Annotated in this window: 13 protein-coding genes; 3 read left to right on the top strand and 10 right to left on the bottom strand. The window is 71.0% G+C overall.

Translation table 11 applies throughout. The features are described from left to right. Positions 1 to 378: 378 nt before the first annotated feature. The 7 genes from ACWER9_RS30330 to ACWER9_RS30300 all read right to left on the bottom strand — a co-directional run bounded on the left by ACWER9_RS30330 (position 379) and on the right by ACWER9_RS30300 (position 8435). Positions 379 to 1284 (bottom strand): carbohydrate ABC transporter permease, encoded by a 906-nt coding sequence (locus ACWER9_RS30330; protein ID WP_452305065.1) that lies wholly within the window; start codon positions 1282 to 1284, stop codon positions 379 to 381. Further along, positions 1281 to 2189, bottom strand: a complete 909-nt coding sequence (locus ACWER9_RS30325; RefSeq protein WP_452305064.1) for a carbohydrate ABC transporter permease — start codon at positions 2187 to 2189, stop codon at positions 1281 to 1283. Before ACWER9_RS30325 ends, ACWER9_RS30330 begins: the two co-directional genes overlap by 4 nt. Positions 2190 to 2253: 64 nt before the next feature. Continuing rightward, on the bottom strand, positions 2254 to 3669 hold the full coding sequence (gene ngcE, locus ACWER9_RS30320; protein ID WP_452305063.1) for an N-acetylglucosamine/diacetylchitobiose ABC transporter substrate-binding protein: 1416 nt from the start codon (positions 3667 to 3669) through the stop codon (positions 2254 to 2256). A gap of 235 nt (positions 3670 to 3904) precedes the next feature. After that, entirely contained in the window at positions 3905 to 5392 is a 1488-nt protein-coding gene (locus tag ACWER9_RS30315) for a CoA-acylating methylmalonate-semialdehyde dehydrogenase (RefSeq protein ID WP_452305062.1), read from the bottom strand. Further along, positions 5389 to 6687, bottom strand: a complete 1299-nt coding sequence (locus ACWER9_RS30310; RefSeq protein WP_452305061.1) for an aspartate aminotransferase family protein — start codon at positions 6685 to 6687, stop codon at positions 5389 to 5391. Before ACWER9_RS30310 ends, ACWER9_RS30315 begins: the two co-directional genes overlap by 4 nt. A 67-nt stretch (positions 6688 to 6754) precedes the next feature. Then, positions 6755 to 7531, bottom strand: coding sequence for a hypothetical protein (locus tag ACWER9_RS30305; protein ID WP_452305060.1), 777 nt, complete (start codon positions 7529 to 7531; stop codon positions 6755 to 6757). A gap of 31 nt (positions 7532 to 7562) precedes the next feature. Beyond that, positions 7563 to 8435: a hypothetical protein gene (locus ACWER9_RS30300; RefSeq protein WP_452305059.1), complete on the bottom strand. Its 873-nt coding sequence runs from the start codon at positions 8433 to 8435 to the stop codon at positions 7563 to 7565. Positions 8436 to 8522: 87 nt separating this feature from the next. On the opposite strand from ACWER9_RS30300, the gene ACWER9_RS30295 reads away from it, so the two are divergent. Then, positions 8523 to 9494, top strand: a complete 972-nt coding sequence (locus tag ACWER9_RS30295; RefSeq protein ID WP_452305058.1) for a hypothetical protein — start codon at positions 8523 to 8525, stop codon at positions 9492 to 9494. 18 nt (positions 9495 to 9512) lie between these two features. Here ACWER9_RS30295 and ACWER9_RS30290 read toward each other — a convergent pair whose 3' ends face one another. Further along, entirely contained in the window at positions 9513 to 10298 is a 786-nt protein-coding gene (locus ACWER9_RS30290) for a 2OG-Fe(II) oxygenase (protein WP_452305057.1), read from the bottom strand. 57 nt (positions 10299 to 10355) lie between these two features. Next, a complete protein-coding gene (locus ACWER9_RS30285) occupies positions 10356 to 12554 on the bottom strand; it encodes a tetratricopeptide repeat protein (protein WP_452305056.1) in 2199 nt (732 codons plus the stop codon). A 343-nt stretch (positions 12555 to 12897) separates the two neighbouring features. Here ACWER9_RS30285 and ACWER9_RS30280 point away from each other — a divergent pair, with 343 nt between their 5' ends. Further along, entirely contained in the window at positions 12898 to 13470 is a 573-nt protein-coding gene (locus ACWER9_RS30280) for a hypothetical protein (protein WP_452305055.1), read from the top strand. A gap of 34 nt (positions 13471 to 13504) precedes the next feature. Here the strand turns inward: ACWER9_RS30280 and murD are convergent, their stop codons facing one another. Further along, entirely contained in the window at positions 13505 to 14851 is a 1347-nt protein-coding gene (gene murD, locus ACWER9_RS30275; protein WP_452305054.1) for a UDP-N-acetylmuramoyl-L-alanine--D-glutamate ligase, read from the bottom strand. Between the two features lie 82 nt (positions 14852 to 14933). Between murD and ACWER9_RS30270 the strand changes: the two genes are divergently transcribed. Beyond that, positions 14934 to 16286, top strand: a complete 1353-nt coding sequence (locus ACWER9_RS30270; RefSeq protein WP_452305053.1) for a hypothetical protein — start codon at positions 14934 to 14936, stop codon at positions 16284 to 16286. Positions 16287 to 16434: the final 148 nt, after the last annotated feature.

Here is a 16434-nt window from a genome sequence, read left to right as displayed (position 1 = left end):
AACTCAACGGACGACCACGCCAAACCCTCGACTGGCAGAATCCAGCCGAGGTACTCCACAAACACCTCGTTGCAACAGCCGCTTGAAACCGCCGCGCCGGGAGGGGACTACTTCGAGGATCGAGCACGATCATGGAGGCGGTCTCCGCCCCTCCACCCGCCCGACGCGCTCAGGGCGCCCGAACCTGCGCCGACCCACCGCAGCATGGCCAAGATCCGCGCACTTTCGCTGACACTGCTGCCTCACGACGCGGCGAGGGGGCAGTTTCACCGAAGTTGCGCGGATCTTGGCGTCACAGGTGGGGTCCGGCTGGGCGCGGATTGTGGGCGGTCCGAGGCCTTACCCGGCGGGTGGAAGTGGTGATCGGGATCGGTCGTCCTACTTGAGTTGGCCAGCGGTGAGGCCGGCCTGCACCTGGCGCTGGAACGCCACGTAGACGGCGAGCACCGGAAGCACCGCGATACTCAACCCGGCGAAGAGCCGGGCGTAGTCACCGGCGTAGCCCTGGCTGACCGAGAGCGCGAACAGCCCCTGCGCCAGCATCCACTTGGACTCGTCGCCCTGCAACAGCACCTGCGGCAGCAGGAACTGGTTCCAGTGGCTGAGGAAGTTGAAGATCGCGACACTGATCAGTCCCGGACGCGCCATCGGCAGCATCACCCGGAAGAAGAGCCGGAAGTGACCGCAGCCGTCGACGAGTGCGGCCTCCGCCACCGAGGTTGGCAGGGTCCGGAAGAACGCGGTCAGGAAGAACACCGTGAACGGCAGCGAGTAGGCCGCGTACACCAGGATGAGCCCGAGCCAGGTGTTGAAGAGGCCGGCGTTGCGGACCACGAAGAAGAGCGGCACCAGGGCGAGGAACACCGGGAACATGAGGCCGCCGACGAACAGGTAGTAGACGACCTGGCGGCCGCGGAACTCGTACCTGGCGAAGACGTACGCGGCGGTGGCGCCCATCAGCATGGTGAGGCTGACCGAGCCGGTCACCACCACCAGGCTGTTGAGGAAGTACCGGCCGATGTGCGCGCCGGTCCAGGCCCGCGCCCAGTTGTCCAGGTGCAGCGCGCCGGGGAGCCCCCACGGGTCGGCGAGGATCTCGCCGTTGGTCTTGAACGAGCTGATGAACATCCACAGCAGCGGCAGTACGGTGAGCAGGCCCCAGAGCAGCAGGAAGCCGTGCGAGAGGGTGTTTGCCACGCCGAGTTCCCGGCGTACCGGGCGGTCCCGGCCGGCACTCGACGCCGGCCCGGCGACGGAACGGGTGGGCTGGTCCAGAGTGGTCACGAGTACTCGATCCGTTCGCGCCGGCCGATGCGCAGCGACAGCACCGCCACCGAGAGGGTCAGGAAGAACATCACCACGCCGATCGCGGAGGCGTAGCCGAACTTGGTCTCGCTGCCGAAGGCGGTGTCGTACATTCGTACGCCGATGACGTCGGTGGAGAAGTTCGGGCCGCCGTTGGTCATCAACTGCACGAGGATGAAACCGTCCAGGGCGAAGATGGCCAGGTAGACCCAGGCGACCTGGACGGTGTCCCAGAGCAGCGGCAGGGTGACCCGGCGCAGGGTGGTGAACCGGGACGCGCCGTCGAGCAGCACCGCCTCGTAGATCTCCTTCGGTACGGCTGACATCGCCGCGCCGAAGAGCACCACGTAGAAGCCGACGTTGCTCCAGACCATCACCGCGAGTACGCACCAGAAGGCGGTCGCCGGGTCGCCGAGCCAGGTCGGCGCGGACAGGCCGACGGCGTGCAGAGCGCTGGTCAGCAGCCCCTGGTTGGGGTGGTAGACCTCTTTCCAGAGCAGCGCGACGATCACCACGGAGAGCACCTGCGGGAAGAAGTAGACGGTGCGGTAGAGCGCGCCGCCGCGTACGCCGGTCACGCCCGCGCTGCCCTTGCGCCCGCCCATGGCGAGCATGGTGGCGAAGAAGAGCCCGAGCACGATTGTCAGCACCGGCACCAGGGCCAGCAGGATCACGTTGTTCTTCAGCGCGTTCCACACGTAGTCGTCGTGCCAGAGGGTCTTGAAGTTGGCCAGGCCGACCGGGTTGGCGTCCGCCGAGTAGCCGAGCCAGTCGGTGGTGGAGATCTGGAACGCCTGGAGGTACGGCGAGACGACGAAGAACACGTACAGGAACACCGGTGGCACCAGGAACGTGACGATCAGCGGCCACTTGCCATGTTTCACGAGGAGGACCTTTCCGTGGGGGTACGGCCGGTGGGGGCGGATGTCTCCCCCACCGGCCGGGCGGTCAGGCCGCTCGCTTGTACTTCTTGACCGAGGTGTCCTGGGCGATCGAGTCGGCGCCCTTCTGGCACTGGTCGAGGAACTCCGCGGGGCCGATCCGGCCGCTGAAGAACTCGCCGCACGCGGCGTCGACGAGGTTGCGCTCCAACTTGCGGTAGAAGTTGTTGTAGACCCAGTTGAAGCCGTTGGCGCCGGACGCGTCGAGGGCCTTGACCACGGTGCTCAGCCCGTACGGCAGCTCGACGCCCTCGGTGGCGCCGGCGACAACGGTGAGGCTGGCGACCCTCTTCGTGAAGTCCTGGGCGCCCTTCTTGGAGAGCATGGTCCGGAAGTACTCCAGGCCACCGGCGATGTTGCGGGCCTTGGCCGGCACCACGAACGGTTCCCCGGCGGTGCCCCGGATCGCCTCGAACGGCAGTTTGTCGTCGCTGCCCAGGCTCGGCGTCGGCGCGATGGTCATGGTGAATCCGGCCGGGGTGACGTCCTTCTGCTCGCTCTCCAGCCAGGAGCCGCAGGAGATGAAGGCCGCCTTGCCCTGGCACCAGGCGGTCTGCGACTGCTTGTGGTCGAGGCCGGGCGAGCCCTCCAGGATGTACTTGTCCTTGACGATCTGGTGCCAGGCGTCGGCGGCGGCGCGCATCGAGTCGGACTTCCAGGCGTTGGGTTCCAGGTTGTCGATGGCGGTCGCCACGGACGGGCCGCCGAACTTGATCGCCGTGGAGATCAGGGGCCAACTCATGTAGCGCGGGTGCAGGCCGGCGTACGTCCAGGGGGCGATGCCGGCGGCCTTGATCTGCTTGCAGAGCGCGATGTGCTCGTCCCAGGTCTTCGCGTACGACCAGCCGCGGTCGGCGAAGAGCTTGGCGGAGTGCCAGATCCCGTAGGCGGTGTAGGTGTAGTTGAGCACCAGGAACGTGCCGTCGTAGGAGCCGACCTCGACCGCGCCGGGCAGCAGGGTGTCCTTGACCGTCTTGCCGGGGATGTCGAGGCTCGGGGCGGCCAGCAGCTCGTCGAGGCCGGCGAGGGCCTTCTGGCTGACCAGGCCGTTGAAGTCGATCTGACCGGAGCCGGAGTTGTTGACCACGTCCGGTGGGGTGCCGTCGACGAAGCGCGGCTGGAGCGTCTTGCTGATCTCCTGGGTGGAGGAGTGCGTGATCTTCGCCTTCGGGTACTTCTCGGTGTACATGGCCTCGTGGGCCTTGGCGTACTCCTCGCCGAACCCGCCACCGAAGATCACCACCTCGAGTGGGGCGTCCTCCTTCACGCCGAGCGGGTTCTGCGCGCTCTTGGTGCCCCGGTAGGTCTCGGCATCGTTCGTGTCACCACCACCGCCGGTGGCGCAGCCGGAGAGCAGACCGGCGGCGGGGGTGGCCAGGAGGCCGGCGGCGGCGCTGCGCCGCAGGATGTCACGCCTGTTCATGGGTTCTCCTCGGGTCGGGTCGGGCGGATCGCCGGTGTGCGGGGGAGGCGTCAGCCACGCGAGGGTTGGTGGTTCTCTTCAGTTAATGCCCTGTTGCTGAAGAATTTCTACGACAGCCGGGCCCGGACTTCAAGTCCTGAGGGCCGAACCGTTATCACCACCAGCCGTCACCGAACCGCCGAAGGCCGGCCCGCCTCTCGGCGGACCGGCCTGGTGATCTCGACAGCGCCGTGCGTCAGGTCTGGGTGGGGAACCCGAGGTTGACCCCACCGTGCCGCGGATCCAGCCAGCGGCTGGTGACGACCTTGCCCCGGGTGAAGAACCGCACCCCGTCCTCGCCGTGCGCGTGCAGGTCGCCGAAGAGGGACGACTTCCAGCCGCCGAACGAGTGGTACGCCATCGGCACCGGAATGGGCACGTTGATCCCGACCATGCCCACCTCCACCTCGTGCTGGTAGCGCCGGGCCGCACCGCCGTCGTTGGTGAAGATCGCCGTGCCGTTGCCGTACGGGCTGGCGTTGACGAGGCCCACCGCCTCGTCGTACGAGCCGACCCGGACCACGCTCAGCACCGGCCCGAAGATCTCGTCGGTGTAGATCGACATGTCCGGGGTCACCCGGTCGAACAACGTCGGGCCGAGCCAGAAACCGCCCGGGTCCCCGTCCGGCGTCACGTCCCGACCGTCCACCACCGGCACCGCGCCGGCGGCCACACCGGCCTCCAGGTAGGAGCGCACCCGCGCCGCGTGCGCGGCGGTCACCAGCGGGCCCATGTCGCAGCCCCGTCGGCCGTCGCCGGTACGCAGACCGGTCACCCGGGCGGCGATCCGCTCGACGAGCGCGTCCGCCACCGGCTCCACCGCCACCAGCACCGAGATGGCCATGCACCGCTCCCCCGCCGAGCCGAACCCGGCGTTAACCGCCGCGTCGGCGGCCAGGTCCAGGTCGGCGTCGGGGAGCACCACCATGTGGTTCTTCGCCCCACCGAGCGCCTGCGCCCGCTTGCCGGTGGAAGTCGCGCGCTGGTAGACGTACCTGGCGATCGGGGTGGAGCCGACGAAGGAGACCGCCCGCACCTCCGGGTGGTCGAGCAACGCGTCGACCGCCTCCTTGTCGCCGTTGACCACGTTGAGCACCCCGTCGGGCAGACCCGCCTCGGCGAACCACTCGGCAAGCAGCAGCGCCGCGCTCGGGTCCTTCTCGCTCGGCTTGAGCACCACCGCGTTGCCGCAGGCCACCGCCACCGGCACGAACCACAGCGGCACCATCACCGGGAAGTTGAACGGGGAGATCACCGCGACCACCCCGAGCGGCTGCCGAATCGTGTACGAGTCGACCTCGGTGGACACGTTCTCGCTGAACGCCCCGCGCAGCGCCGACGGCAGGCCGCAGGCGTACTCGATGACCTCCAGGCCGCGCTGCACCTCCCCGGCGGCGTCGGCGAGCACCTTGCCGTGCTCCGCGGTGACGACCTCGGCGAGCCGGTCCCGCCGGGCGTGCACCAACTCCCGAAAGGCGAACAGCACCGCGGACCGCCGCGCCAGCGACGCGTCCCGCCAGGCCCGCGCGGCGCGGGCGGCGGCCTGCACCGCGACGTCGACGTCCGCGGTCGAGGCCAGCTCGACCTCGGCGGTACGCCGACCGGTCGCCGGGTCGAACACGTCACCGCGCCGCTCGGAGGTGCCGCCGACCCGCTTGCCGTCGATGAAGTGACCGATGCTCACGCCGCCACCCCCGCCGCCGCACGGATCGCGTCGACGAGGATCGCCAGGCCCTCCCGGGCCTCCTCCTCGGTAAGCGTCAACGGTGGGCCCATCCGCAGCACGTTGCCGTAGAGCCCGCCCTTGCCGGTCAGCAGACCGCCGACGCGGCACGCCTCGAAGACCCGGTTGGTCAACGCCGGGTCCGGCTCACCGCCGCCCGGTCGGACGAACTCGACGCCGAGCATCAGCCCCTTTCCGCGTACCTCGGCGACGCAGTCGAGACCGCCCACGGCGGACCGCAGGCCGTCGGCGAGGATCGCGCCGACGCGGGCCGCATTCGCCTGCAGGTCGTGCTCGACCAAGTAGTCGAGCACCGCGTTGCCGGCAGCCGTGGAGATCGGGTTGCCGCCGAAGGTGGAGAAGCTGATGCCCGACACCGAATCCAGCACCTCGGCCCGGCCGACCACCCCGGCCAGGGCGAACCCGTTGCCGATGCCCTTGGCGAAGGTGAGCAGGTCCGGGGTGACGCCGTGCGCCTGGTAACCCCAGAAGTGCTCCCCGGTGCGCCCCCAGCCGGTCTGCACCTCGTCGGCGATGAACAGGATGCCGTGCTCGTCGAGGACCTTCTTCCAGCCGGCGAAGAGCCCGTCCGGCGGGTGCACGAAACCGCCCACGCCCTGGATCGGCTCGGCGATCAGCGCGGCCACGTCGCCTGCGGTCTGGGTGGCCAACACCTCGCGCAGGTCCTCCACCGCCGCGTCGACCTGCTCGTCGGCGTCGAGCCGGGCCAGCAGACCGCGCACCCGGTCACCCGAGTGCAGCCAGGCCACCTGGAGCGGGTTGAGGCCGCTTGCCGACCAGGTGCGGTTGCCGGTGACGCCCATCGCCGCGTACGACCGGCCGTGGTAGCTGTTGCGGACGGCCAGGACCTGGTGCGAGCGGCGGTGGTTGGTGGCGACGAGCAACGCCGCCTCGTTCGCCTCGGTGCCGGAGTTGGTGAAGAACACCCGGGCGTCCGGAATGCCGGAGCGCTGGGCGATCTTCTCGGCCAACTCCACCTGTTGGCGGATCAGGTAGAGCGTCGAGGTGTGCACGATGCCGGTGGCGAGCTGCCGCTCGACGGCCTCCCGGATCTCCGGGATGTCGTACCCGATCATGTTGGTCAGCACGCCGCCGAAGAAGTCCAGGTAGCTGCGCCCCTGCGCGTCGGTGACCCGGCGGCCCGAGCCGGAGACCAGCTCGATCGGGTCGGCGTAGTACAGCGGCATCCAGGACGGGAGCACGGCGCGGTGCCGGGCCAGCAGGTCGTCGGTCATCGTGGCAACCTTTCAGCGGCGTTCGTGGATACCGCACGCTCCCACCGCCGGCCGACGCGAACAACTGTCACCGTGTAGCGCAAGGACCTCCCCACCTGACAGCCCGCAATACCCGACGAGGGCGCGACGGCAGGTGCAGGACGGCGGCGACCACCGCGAAGGCACCCCAGCCGGCGCCCAGCGCCGCCGCCGACGAGACGTCCTGGAGGTAGTGGTACGCGGTGAGGAAGCCGACCAGGGCGAGGCTGTTGCGGGCGAAGTGCCGACTGAACTCGACCAACTGCCGGCGGGCCTCGACCGCGACGAGCACCCCCGAGTACGGGAACGTCACCACCATGCCGCGCAGCACGGCACCTAGCAGCGCGGTGAGGATTGCCCCCACGAAGACCACTACCAGCTTGAGCAACGCCGGCAGCCCGTCCGGGCGGGCCTCCGCCGCGGTGACCGCCTCCCCAGCGGGAGCGGCGGGCGGGCCGGCGCCGCGACGGGGCAGCCACAGGATGGCCGCCGACCACAGCACGAGCGTGCCGGCGAGGGCCACCTCGAACGGAATGTCGACGGCCAACAGGCCGGCGCTGAGCGCCACGTACACGGCGATCCCCGCGCCGTCGGCGAGCAGGATCGGCAAGCGCCACCGCTTGTGGGTGACCGCCACGGTGACGAAGAAGAGGTTCAGCCCGAGCACGCCGAGCAACTGGGCGCCGGCCACCCGGTGGTCGGTGGTGACCAGGGCGAGCGTCATCGGCAACGGCAGGCTGTAGACGAGCGCGCGGAGCCGGACCGAGCGGATCACGCTGACCGCCCAGACCACCGCCGTCACCAGCAGGACCGCGCTCAGCGTCATGACTCACCCGTTCCCGCCCAGGTGAGGGCCGTCAGTCCTGGAAGGTCGCGGCGTTCGCGCAGAGGTCGAACACGCGGGTGAGCCGAGCGACGTCCGTCCGGTTGACCGAGAACTGGTTCTCGCCGATCTCACCGTGCGCGGTCATGTGGGCCTCCCAGCAACTCGACCCGTCCCAGAGTGTCAGATTCACGTGCAGGTGCGGACTGACCACCCCGAGCGGCAGCAGACCCACCCGCGCCCCGGCCGCGCGCTGCTTCTGCACCAGCGCGGACAACTCGTCGGTGAGCGTGGCGTAGACGAAGACCCGGGTGATCTCGACACCCCGTTGCAGGGCCTCCACGTTGGCATCCCAGTAGCGCCGGCCGATCTCGCCGCGCCACCAGCTCAACTCCCCGCTCACCCGGGGCATCACGTTCGTCACCCCGTCCAGCCGGTGCACACAGGTCCGGGTCGCGCCGAGCAGGTCCTCGTCCTCGTCGCCGCGCCGGATGATCCGACCGTCCGCGAGTTGCTCGGCCTCCAACCGGAACTGCTCGTAGCGCCGCTGCGCCTCCACCGCGACCCGGGTGCCCGCATGCTGCTCGGCCGCCTCCCGCATGGCCCCGGCCAGCTCCGTGGTGGTGCGGACCAGCCAGGGCGGGCCGTCCAGCAGGGTACGCAGGTGGAACCGGCGCTCCGCACGGGCAAGCGAGTCGACGAGCAGCGAGATGGTGATGCCCATCAGGCCGGCCAACAGCGACTCCACTCCGGAGGCCGCGTTGCTCAGGTCGAGCGCGATGCTGAGAGTGATCGACAGCGTGATGCCGACCAACGCCACCGGGTCGGTGTGCGCCACCAGCCGGACGAAGCCGGCGGTCGAACCGCCGCCCTCCCGCAACCGCTGACGGACCACGTCACGGGTCATCGAGATCCCCCAATCAGCCGCTCCCGCCAGCGTAGACAGCGACCACAACAATCGGACCCGCCGCACCGGGGCGGTAGCATCCGGCAGGTGCGGAGAGCGGACACGGCGTCGTCGACCGGAACGGACGACGAGCGGACCCTGGCGCAGATTCGGGCCTGGGTCAGCTCCAGCCCACTGCGCGGCCTGGTCGCCCACTTCGGCGGCGCCTGGCCCGACGGCGACCTCACCGAGGTGCTCCGCTTCCTCGACGACTTCTCCGCCCACCACTGGGACTTCCGGGGCGGCCGGGAGCGGCCCGACGCCCGGGAACCCGACCTCGACCCGGCCGCCACGACACTCGTGCTCGACGCGGCCGCCGCGCTCGGGCTGATCCACCCGGTGCCACCGGCCCGGTCGGCGTACGCCCACCTGGTGGTGCTCGGTGGGCTGGCGCACGCCTGCGTACGCCGCGTCGCCTACGCCGCGCACCTGCTCCGCGCCGGCCTGCCGGTCAACGGCGAGGTCGCCGTCCTGGGCAGCTTCCGGCCACTGTCGGACTGGGAACGCCGCACGCTCGCCGCGGCGGGCCTGCCGGCCGACGACACCGAGGTGGACGTGCTGGACACCGCCGTCCGGCGGGTGTTCGAGGTGACTGCCCCGACGGAGCAGGCCGGCGTCGACGCCGGTCACCCGCACCACTCCTGGTCGTCGCGGACCTACCGGCCGAACGGGCTACCACCGATTCGGGTGCTGGCCGCACCGTCGAGCGAACCGGACCGGCGGCGGGCGCACACCGCCGACACCCAGCGGTTCTGGGCCGGCCACGTCCGGCTCGCCCCGGGCGACGAGGTGCTGATGGTCACCGCGCCGATCTACGTGCCGTTCCAGCACTGCGACGCGCTGCGCACCCTCGCCGTGCCGTACGGCTGCGCCATCGACACGGTCGGCGTGGACCCCACGCTCGCCGACCTGGCGGTGCTGCCCGAGCAGACCCTCACGCCGGGGCGCTACCTCCAGGAGATCCGCTCGGCGATCCGCGCGATGCGCGCCCTGCACACCACCCTGACGCACCCGTCGTGACACCGGCGCCGTGGCTGCTCAGGCGAAGACCAGCAACGGGTCGGTCTCCGCGCGGACGCCGATGAAGCAGGCCGCCGAGGTACGGCAGCCCTCCCGCACCTCGCGGACGCCGTGCATCCGGCCCGCCTCGAACATCACCAGATCACCCTTGCCGGGCAGCACGGTGTCCAGTGGTGGGCCGACCCGTTCGGGTTCGATGCCGTAGTCGAACGGGTCGGTCTTGAGCGCCACGAACTCCTCCTCGGACAGCGTCCCCCAGAAGTCGATCTCGCCACCGGCGCCGGGCTCCGGCACCTCCAGGTAGATGTTCACCCCCAACCGCCGGTGCAGCTGGTACGCGTCGAGCAGCGGGATCTGCCGGCGGTCGATGTGCGGGCGGCCCCGACCACCGGGCGTCATCCGACGCAGCACACCCGGCAGCATCATCCGGCCGTCGTGCCGCCCGACCGTCGCCCCGTACGGCCACATCTCATCCAGGTCGAGCCGGATCAGGTCGGTCGGTGACTGCTGCTCGGCGAACACCTCGTGGCGGATCAGCCGGGTCGTGTCGGCCGCGGTGTCCAGGTAGCGCCGGACACTGTCGCCACCGTTCGCCACCTCGCCCATCGACGTGCCGACGCTCGTGAACTCCTTGGTGAGCAGGAAGTTCGCTTCGTCGACGGCGCGGACCACCCGGGGCAACGCGGCGTCGCACTGCTCCGGCGGGTAGTACTCGTGGTGCCAGATCACGTCGATCTCACCGGTCGCCAACTCCCACAGCGACTCGGCGGTCAGTCGGTCCCGGCGACGCAGTTGCTCGCTCACATCGACTCCTCGTCAGGCTGGCTGCGGAACGGGAGCGGGACCTCGACGTCCCGTCCGTCACTCGCCACGAAGCTTCCTGAGGTCGGTCTCGGCCCGGACCGTGTCCGGGTGGTCGTCGCCGAGGATCCGCCGCCGGTCCTCGACCACCCCGGACAGCACCTTCTCCGCCTCGGCGGCGGCGCCGGTGGCGACGAGACACTCCGCCAGGGTGTGCCGGGCGGCGATCATCGCGACGTGCTGAACCTGCCGCTTGGCGCTGTCCGTCGAGAGAACCTCGCGGAGGTCGACGAGGGCCTCCTCGACCTCACCCTCGCGCAGCCGGCACAGGTCCAGGGTGTGGCGCACCGTCAGGGTCTCGAAGTGGTCCGGCGCCCAGTGCCGCAGGCGGATCTCCAGAATCTCGGTCAGCTCCGCGTGGGCGTCGGCGTACCGCCCCTGGTAGACGATCGCACGGGCCAGGCTGTGCCGCGCGGTCATGGTGTCCCGGTCCTCGGGGCCACGCACCCGGTACTCGGCCTGGACGATGTCGCGTAGCTCGGCCTCGGCGTCGTGCCACCGACCCTGTTCCAGGATCGTCCGGGCCAGCTTGTGCCGACTGGCCAGGGTGTTGCGGTGCTCCCGTCCGAGCCGCGCCTCCCGGGCCGGGATGATGGCGCGCAACTCGGCCTCGGCCCAGCTCAGCTGCCCCTGCTCCAGCGCCGCCCGGCAGCGTTCGTGGCGCAGACTGAGCGCCGGCCGGTCGTTCAGGTCGACGCCGATGCGGCGGCACCCCGCCAGGCAGAGGTCCAGGAAGATCTCCGCCTGCCCGGGCAGGCCCACGGCCAGGATGTAGCGGGCGATCAACCGGGCCAGATCGAGTGCGACATCCAGCAGGTCCGGTCGGGTCCGGGGCAGGTCGCCGCTGTCGAGGAAATCCAACACCGCGCCCATCGTGGGTGGTGCCAGCAGGTGCCAGCTCGCCCACTTGTCCGGCTCGTCGGGGTCGAACTCCTCCTCGCGAGGGCGGTCCGGGTCACGCAGCCGGAGCGCGTCCAACAGACCGAGCACCAGATCGTGGTATTCCGCCCGGGCGGCCACCACGTCGGGTAGGTCCCGGATCAGCTCGCGGACCAACGGGTGCAGGGTGACCACGTGGGCGACCGGGGACTGGGCCGGCAGTGACTCGATCACCCCGAGGTCGACAAGCGCGAAGTCCGCAAGCGAACGTAGGACCTCACGCAGCCGGTCCTCCCCGATCTCACCGACCAGTGGCGAGGCCGACAGCCGGACCGGGTCGAGCAGCACGGCGTAGGGAATCGGCGCGTCACCGAGACAGGCCAGCAGGCGCAGCACCGGCCGCGCCTGGTCGAGCCCCCGCCCGGCGAGCAGGTCCAGCGACATCTCCCAGGACTGCACCACCGGACGGACGGCCATGTCGAAGCCGCTGGAGGCGTTGCGCCGGATGCCGGTGCCGGAGCGCCGGTCGAGCGCCTCCCGGTAGTCGTCGTAGGTGCGGATCGAGGAGCGGGTGGTGCCGACCGGGATGCGGTTGGCCTCCGCCAGGTAGGTGCCGGCGCCGCGCAGCGCCAACGGGTGCCCCTTGAGCCGGGCGGCGAGCCCTCGCGCCTGGGTCAGCGTGCCGGGGGCCGCGCCGGCGAGGTCGACGAGCACCTGCGCGCCGTCCTCCGGCGACAACTCGTTGACCAGGTACATCGTGGACCACTCGCCCCACGTGTCCCGCCTGCCGTCCCGGGTGGTGACCAGGACCAGCCCGTTGGGCGTACGAGGCTGGCGGAACCAACCCGTGCCGTCGGCGACCTGCCCGTCGGCGGGGGCCAGCAGAGTCGGTTCGTCGGCGTTGTCGAAGATCAGCAACCAGGGCCGGGGAGAGTTGTTCAACAGGTCCCAGACCAGCTCCACCGGGCTGCGGGCCTTTCCGGCCCAGGCGAGGTCGAGCTGGTTCTCCGGAGCCTGGAGCTGGCCCGCGACCTCGCGCATGCCAGCGCTGACCCGCGCCGAGTCCTTCGCCGAGATCCACCAGACCAGCCGGCCACGTTCCTCGAGCTGGCGGGCCACCTCCTGAGCCGTGAGGCTCTTGCCGCAGCCGCCAAGCCCCCAGAGGATCTGCGTGGCCTCCTCCGGAGCGCGCACGGTGCCGGCGGGCGGCTCGGCGGCCCGCAGGATCGTCTCGACCAACTCGTCGCGCCCGCGCAGCGGCAGCCGGTTACGGCGAGGCGGGATGATCGAGAATCCGGTGCCCTGTGCCGGCGCGGTCATCGGCCCGGCTCCGTGCGGCCCGTCTCCCTTCGGCGCGTCTCCGGACGGCCCGTCAGGACGCGGGTCGGCCGGGTCCGGCCGGGCCGGTGAAGGGTGTGGCGACGGTGGGTCATCTGGCCTCCCGGAGGGGCGTGACGGCAGGCTCCACGATGGTCGGTCACGCCGAGGGGTGGCGGCCGACCGCGTGATCCGTGACCCAGACACTACCCGCTGAAGCGCACACCAACACTCCACGTAGCCGTACCAACATGAAAGATGCAGTCCCGTCAGCGGGACGGTCGGCGCCCGCCGCTGAACGGTGGAGTCGAGGGGCAGATCCGGGTACCGCGACTACCGTGGACCCATGTCGACTGTGGAGGCTCTGGCGATCGTCACGGCTGACTGGGGCATCGACTGGGGTTCGGTCCCGGACTGGTTCGGTGGCCTCGGGACCGTCGGCACACTCCTCTTCGGCGTGCTCAGCCTGCGCCGCGAGTTACGGGCCCGGCGGCGCGAGGACCGGGCCGCGCAGGCCCGACAGGCGCGGCTGGTCTCCAGCACCACCCGCACCGAGGGCAAGGGCGTCCTGCGCGTGCGGGTCGCCAACGGCAGCGACGGGCCGGTCTTCGACCTGGCCCCCACGCCGGTGGTGCACACCGGCGACCCGGGCCCCGGCGGCCGTCAGGTGCCGGTGGCCACCGTGACCGGTCCCGTGGACCGGCTCGACGGTGGGGCCGCTGCGGAGCTGTTCATCACCGTCGACCGCAGCGTCGACCTCAGCGGGTACACGTCGGCGACGGTGCAGCTGCGCTTCACCGACCAGCAGGGCAACCGGTGGCAGCGGGAGGGGACCGGCCAACCACAGCCCGACCTCGGTGACGAGGTGGTGCCGGCCCGCCGCTCCTGGCTGCGCCAGCTTCGGTCACGCTCCCGCTGAGCCGGCCCCGCCGGGCCTCGGGCAGGTCGAGGGGTCAGCCGGCGGTGTCGGCGACAGCCTGGGCGAAGACCTCGGAGCGGTGCTCGAAGTTGCGGAACCGGCCGTAGCTGGGCGCGGCCGGGGACAACAACACCACCCCACCGGCCGGGGTCACCTCCCGGGACAGCCGGACCGCGTCCACCAGGTCGTCGACCAGTTCGGTACGCACCTTCGGCAGCCCGGCGAGCACCTCGACGATGCGGGTGCCGCTGTCCGGAATCCCGATCACCGTCAACTCCCGCTCGGCCAGGTGCTCGGCCAGCGGCGTGTAGTCCAGACCCCGGTCGTTGCCCCCGACGATCACGGTCAACGGCCGCCCGTCGTACGCGTCGATGGCGTGCATGGCCGCGTACGGGCTGGTGGCCAGGGTGTCGTCGACGAACGTCAGCCCGGACGGGTCGGTGATCTCGGTGAGCCGGTGGGCCAGCCCCTGGAACTCGGCGACCGCGACGGCGAGGTGGTCCTTGGTGCCCACCACGTCGACGCCGAGCGCGTCGAGCACGGCGAGCGCCACGCTCAGGTTCCCCTCGTTGTGCCGGCCGACAAGCGGCAGCACCGCACGCGGGAAGAGCGGCTGGGCACCGAGGTGGAACCACGGTGTGCCGTCGGCCCCGGTGGCGACGTGGGTGGTGTCGGAGCTGCCGGCACGGACGGCCGGCAGCTCACCCAGCTCCGCGGCGAGCCGGGGGTCACCACCGTTGACCACGATCGTCTGCGGGTCGTGGGCCAGCAGGTTGAGCTTGTCCCGGTAGTACTCCCGTTCCCCACCGTGCGCGTCCAGGTGCTCGGGGAAGAGCGCGGTGACCACCGCCACCCGGGGCGAGTCGGTCAGGTCGCTGCACTGGTAGCTGGAGAGCTCCAGCACGTACAGCTCCGCCTCCGGCAGGTCCAGCGTCGGCACCCCGATGTTGCCGCCGAAGACGTTCGGCCGGCCGGACGCGGTGAGCAGGTGACTGATCAGGCTGGAGGTGGTGCTCTTGCCCTTGCTGCCGGTGACCCCGACGGTGCGCGCGGCGTGGTCGGCCATCCACAGCGCGGTGCCCTGGGTCACCATGACCCCGCGTCGGCGCAGCTCGACGAGCCACGGGTGGGTCTGCGGCACACCCGGGGAGCGGACCACCACGTCCGCGGCGGCCAGCCGTTCGAAGCCCGCCTCACCGGTGACCAGCGGCGCCGCCTCGGCCAGCGGGCCGTCCCACGGCAACGACAGGAAGTTCGCGCTGTCGTCGACGGCGACCAGCCCGGCCGGGCCGTGCGCGGCGATGGCGGTCACAGCGGCCCGGCCCTCCCGACCGGTGCCCCAGACGGCGACGGTACGTCCGCGCAGGTCAGAAAGGCGCACGGGGCTCTCCTCGGGGGTCACGGCGGCGGCAGGGCGGGCCCGGTCCGGACACGGCCGGACGAACCAGGGCCTAGTATGGCGTGTGCCCAACGAGCAGCTCCGGCGGATGGACGCCTTCACCTTCCCGTCCTACTCGATCGACTTCGCCACCGGCGAGGTCTTGTTCGACTACGCCCTGACCGGCCCGGCCGGCGAACAGCGGTTCACCGAGGTGATCACGCTGCCGCTGCCTGCGGAGCCGCCCTCGGACGAGACGGTGGCGACCCTCAACCGGGTGCTTGAGGTGCTGCACCTCGTCGCCGGGGTCAGCTACTACAAGGCCGCCGCGCCGCCCCGCCTCGTGCTGCCGGCGCCGCTGGGCGCGGCCACCGTCGACTACGTCACGGCCGTCTACACCAAGGGCCTCGCGGAGTACGCGTACCGCAACCAACTGCCGCACGTGCTCCAGCTGCGCCCGGAGGTGCCGGCCGGCTCTCCGACGGCCCCCCGGGTGTACGGCGACTCGGACCGTCGCCCACTCTCGGCGGTCGGCGGCGGGAAGGACTCGATCGTCAGCCTGGAGGCGCTGCGCCGTGCCGAGCTGGACCCGGTGCCGTTCTCGGTCAACCCGAACCACGTGATCGTCGCCGTCAACGAGGCGTCCGGGCTGGTTCCCCTCGCCGCCCGGCGGCGCATCGACCCGGTGCTGTTCGACCTGAACGCGGCCGGCGCGCTGAACGGGCACATCCCGGTCACCGCCATCAACTCCCTCATCGCGGTGGCCACCGCCGTCCTGCACGGGCTGGGTCCGGTGGTGATGTCCAACGAGCGGTCGGCGTCCGACCCGAACCTCGTCTGGGACGGCCACGAGATCAACCACCAGTGGTCCAAGGGCGTCGAGGCGGAGGGGCTGCTGCGGGCGTCGCTGGCCGAGCACGCCGGTCTGACCGACCCGTACTTCTCACTGCTGCGGTCGCTGTCCGAGCTGCACATCGCCCGACTGTTCGCCGAGTTCACCCGGTACGACGCCGTGGTGACGAGCTGCAACCAGGCGTTCAAGCTGCGCGACGCGAGTGAGCGCTGGTGCCGCGACTGCCCCAAGTGCCGGTTCGTCTTCCTGGCGATGGCGCCGTTCATGCCCCGGGAGCGGGTGGTGGGCATCTTCGGCGGTGACCTGCTCGCCGACGAGTCGCAGATCCCCGGCTACCGCGAGCTGCTGGGCGTGGACGGGCACAAGCCGTTCGAGTGCGTGGGCGAGGTCGAGGAGTCGGTGGTGGCCCTCGGCCTGCTCGCCGAACAGGACCAGTGGCGCGACGCCCCGGTGGTCCAGGCCCTGGTCGACGCCGTTCCGGAAACAGCCTGGTCCACGGTCGCCACAACGGACGTCTTCACCCCAGGCGGCCCCAACCACATCCCCCCCACCTACGCCAAGGCCCTAAACGCCCCAGCAGCCTGACCCACCCCCTCACCCCACCTTGTTGATCAAGAGGTTTGCGTCAGAAATCGCGCTTCCGGTGACGGAAACCTCTTGATCAACAAGGTGGGGGTGGGGGTGGGGTGGGGTGGCCGGTCCAACCCCTCGTCACCGGCGACCACGCGCGGCG

It is taken from the genome of Micromonospora sp. NPDC003944 (genome assembly GCF_053605225.1).
The sequence above is the reverse complement of the archived record's forward strand: the minus strand, read 5'-3'. Positions and strand labels throughout refer to the sequence as shown.

Coding starts and splice junctions, on each gene's coding strand:
- ACWER9_RS30305 (WP_452305060.1), bottom strand. CDS start 7,531: ATGACGCTGAGCGCGGTCCTGCTGGTGACGGCGGTGGTCTGGGCGGTC.
- ACWER9_RS30300 (WP_452305059.1), bottom strand. CDS start 8,435: ATGACCCGTGACGTGGTCCGTCAGCGGTTGCGGGAGGGCGGCGGTTCG.
- ngcE (WP_452305063.1), bottom strand. CDS start 3,669: ATGAACAGGCGTGACATCCTGCGGCGCAGCGCCGCCGCCGGCCTCCTG.
- ACWER9_RS30285 (WP_452305056.1), bottom strand. CDS start 12,554: ATGACCGCGCCGGCACAGGGCACCGGATTCTCGATCATCCCGCCTCGC.
- ACWER9_RS30280 (WP_452305055.1), top strand. CDS start 12,898: ATGTCGACTGTGGAGGCTCTGGCGATCGTCACGGCTGACTGGGGCATC.
- ACWER9_RS30310 (WP_452305061.1), bottom strand. CDS start 6,687: ATGACCGACGACCTGCTGGCCCGGCACCGCGCCGTGCTCCCGTCCTGG.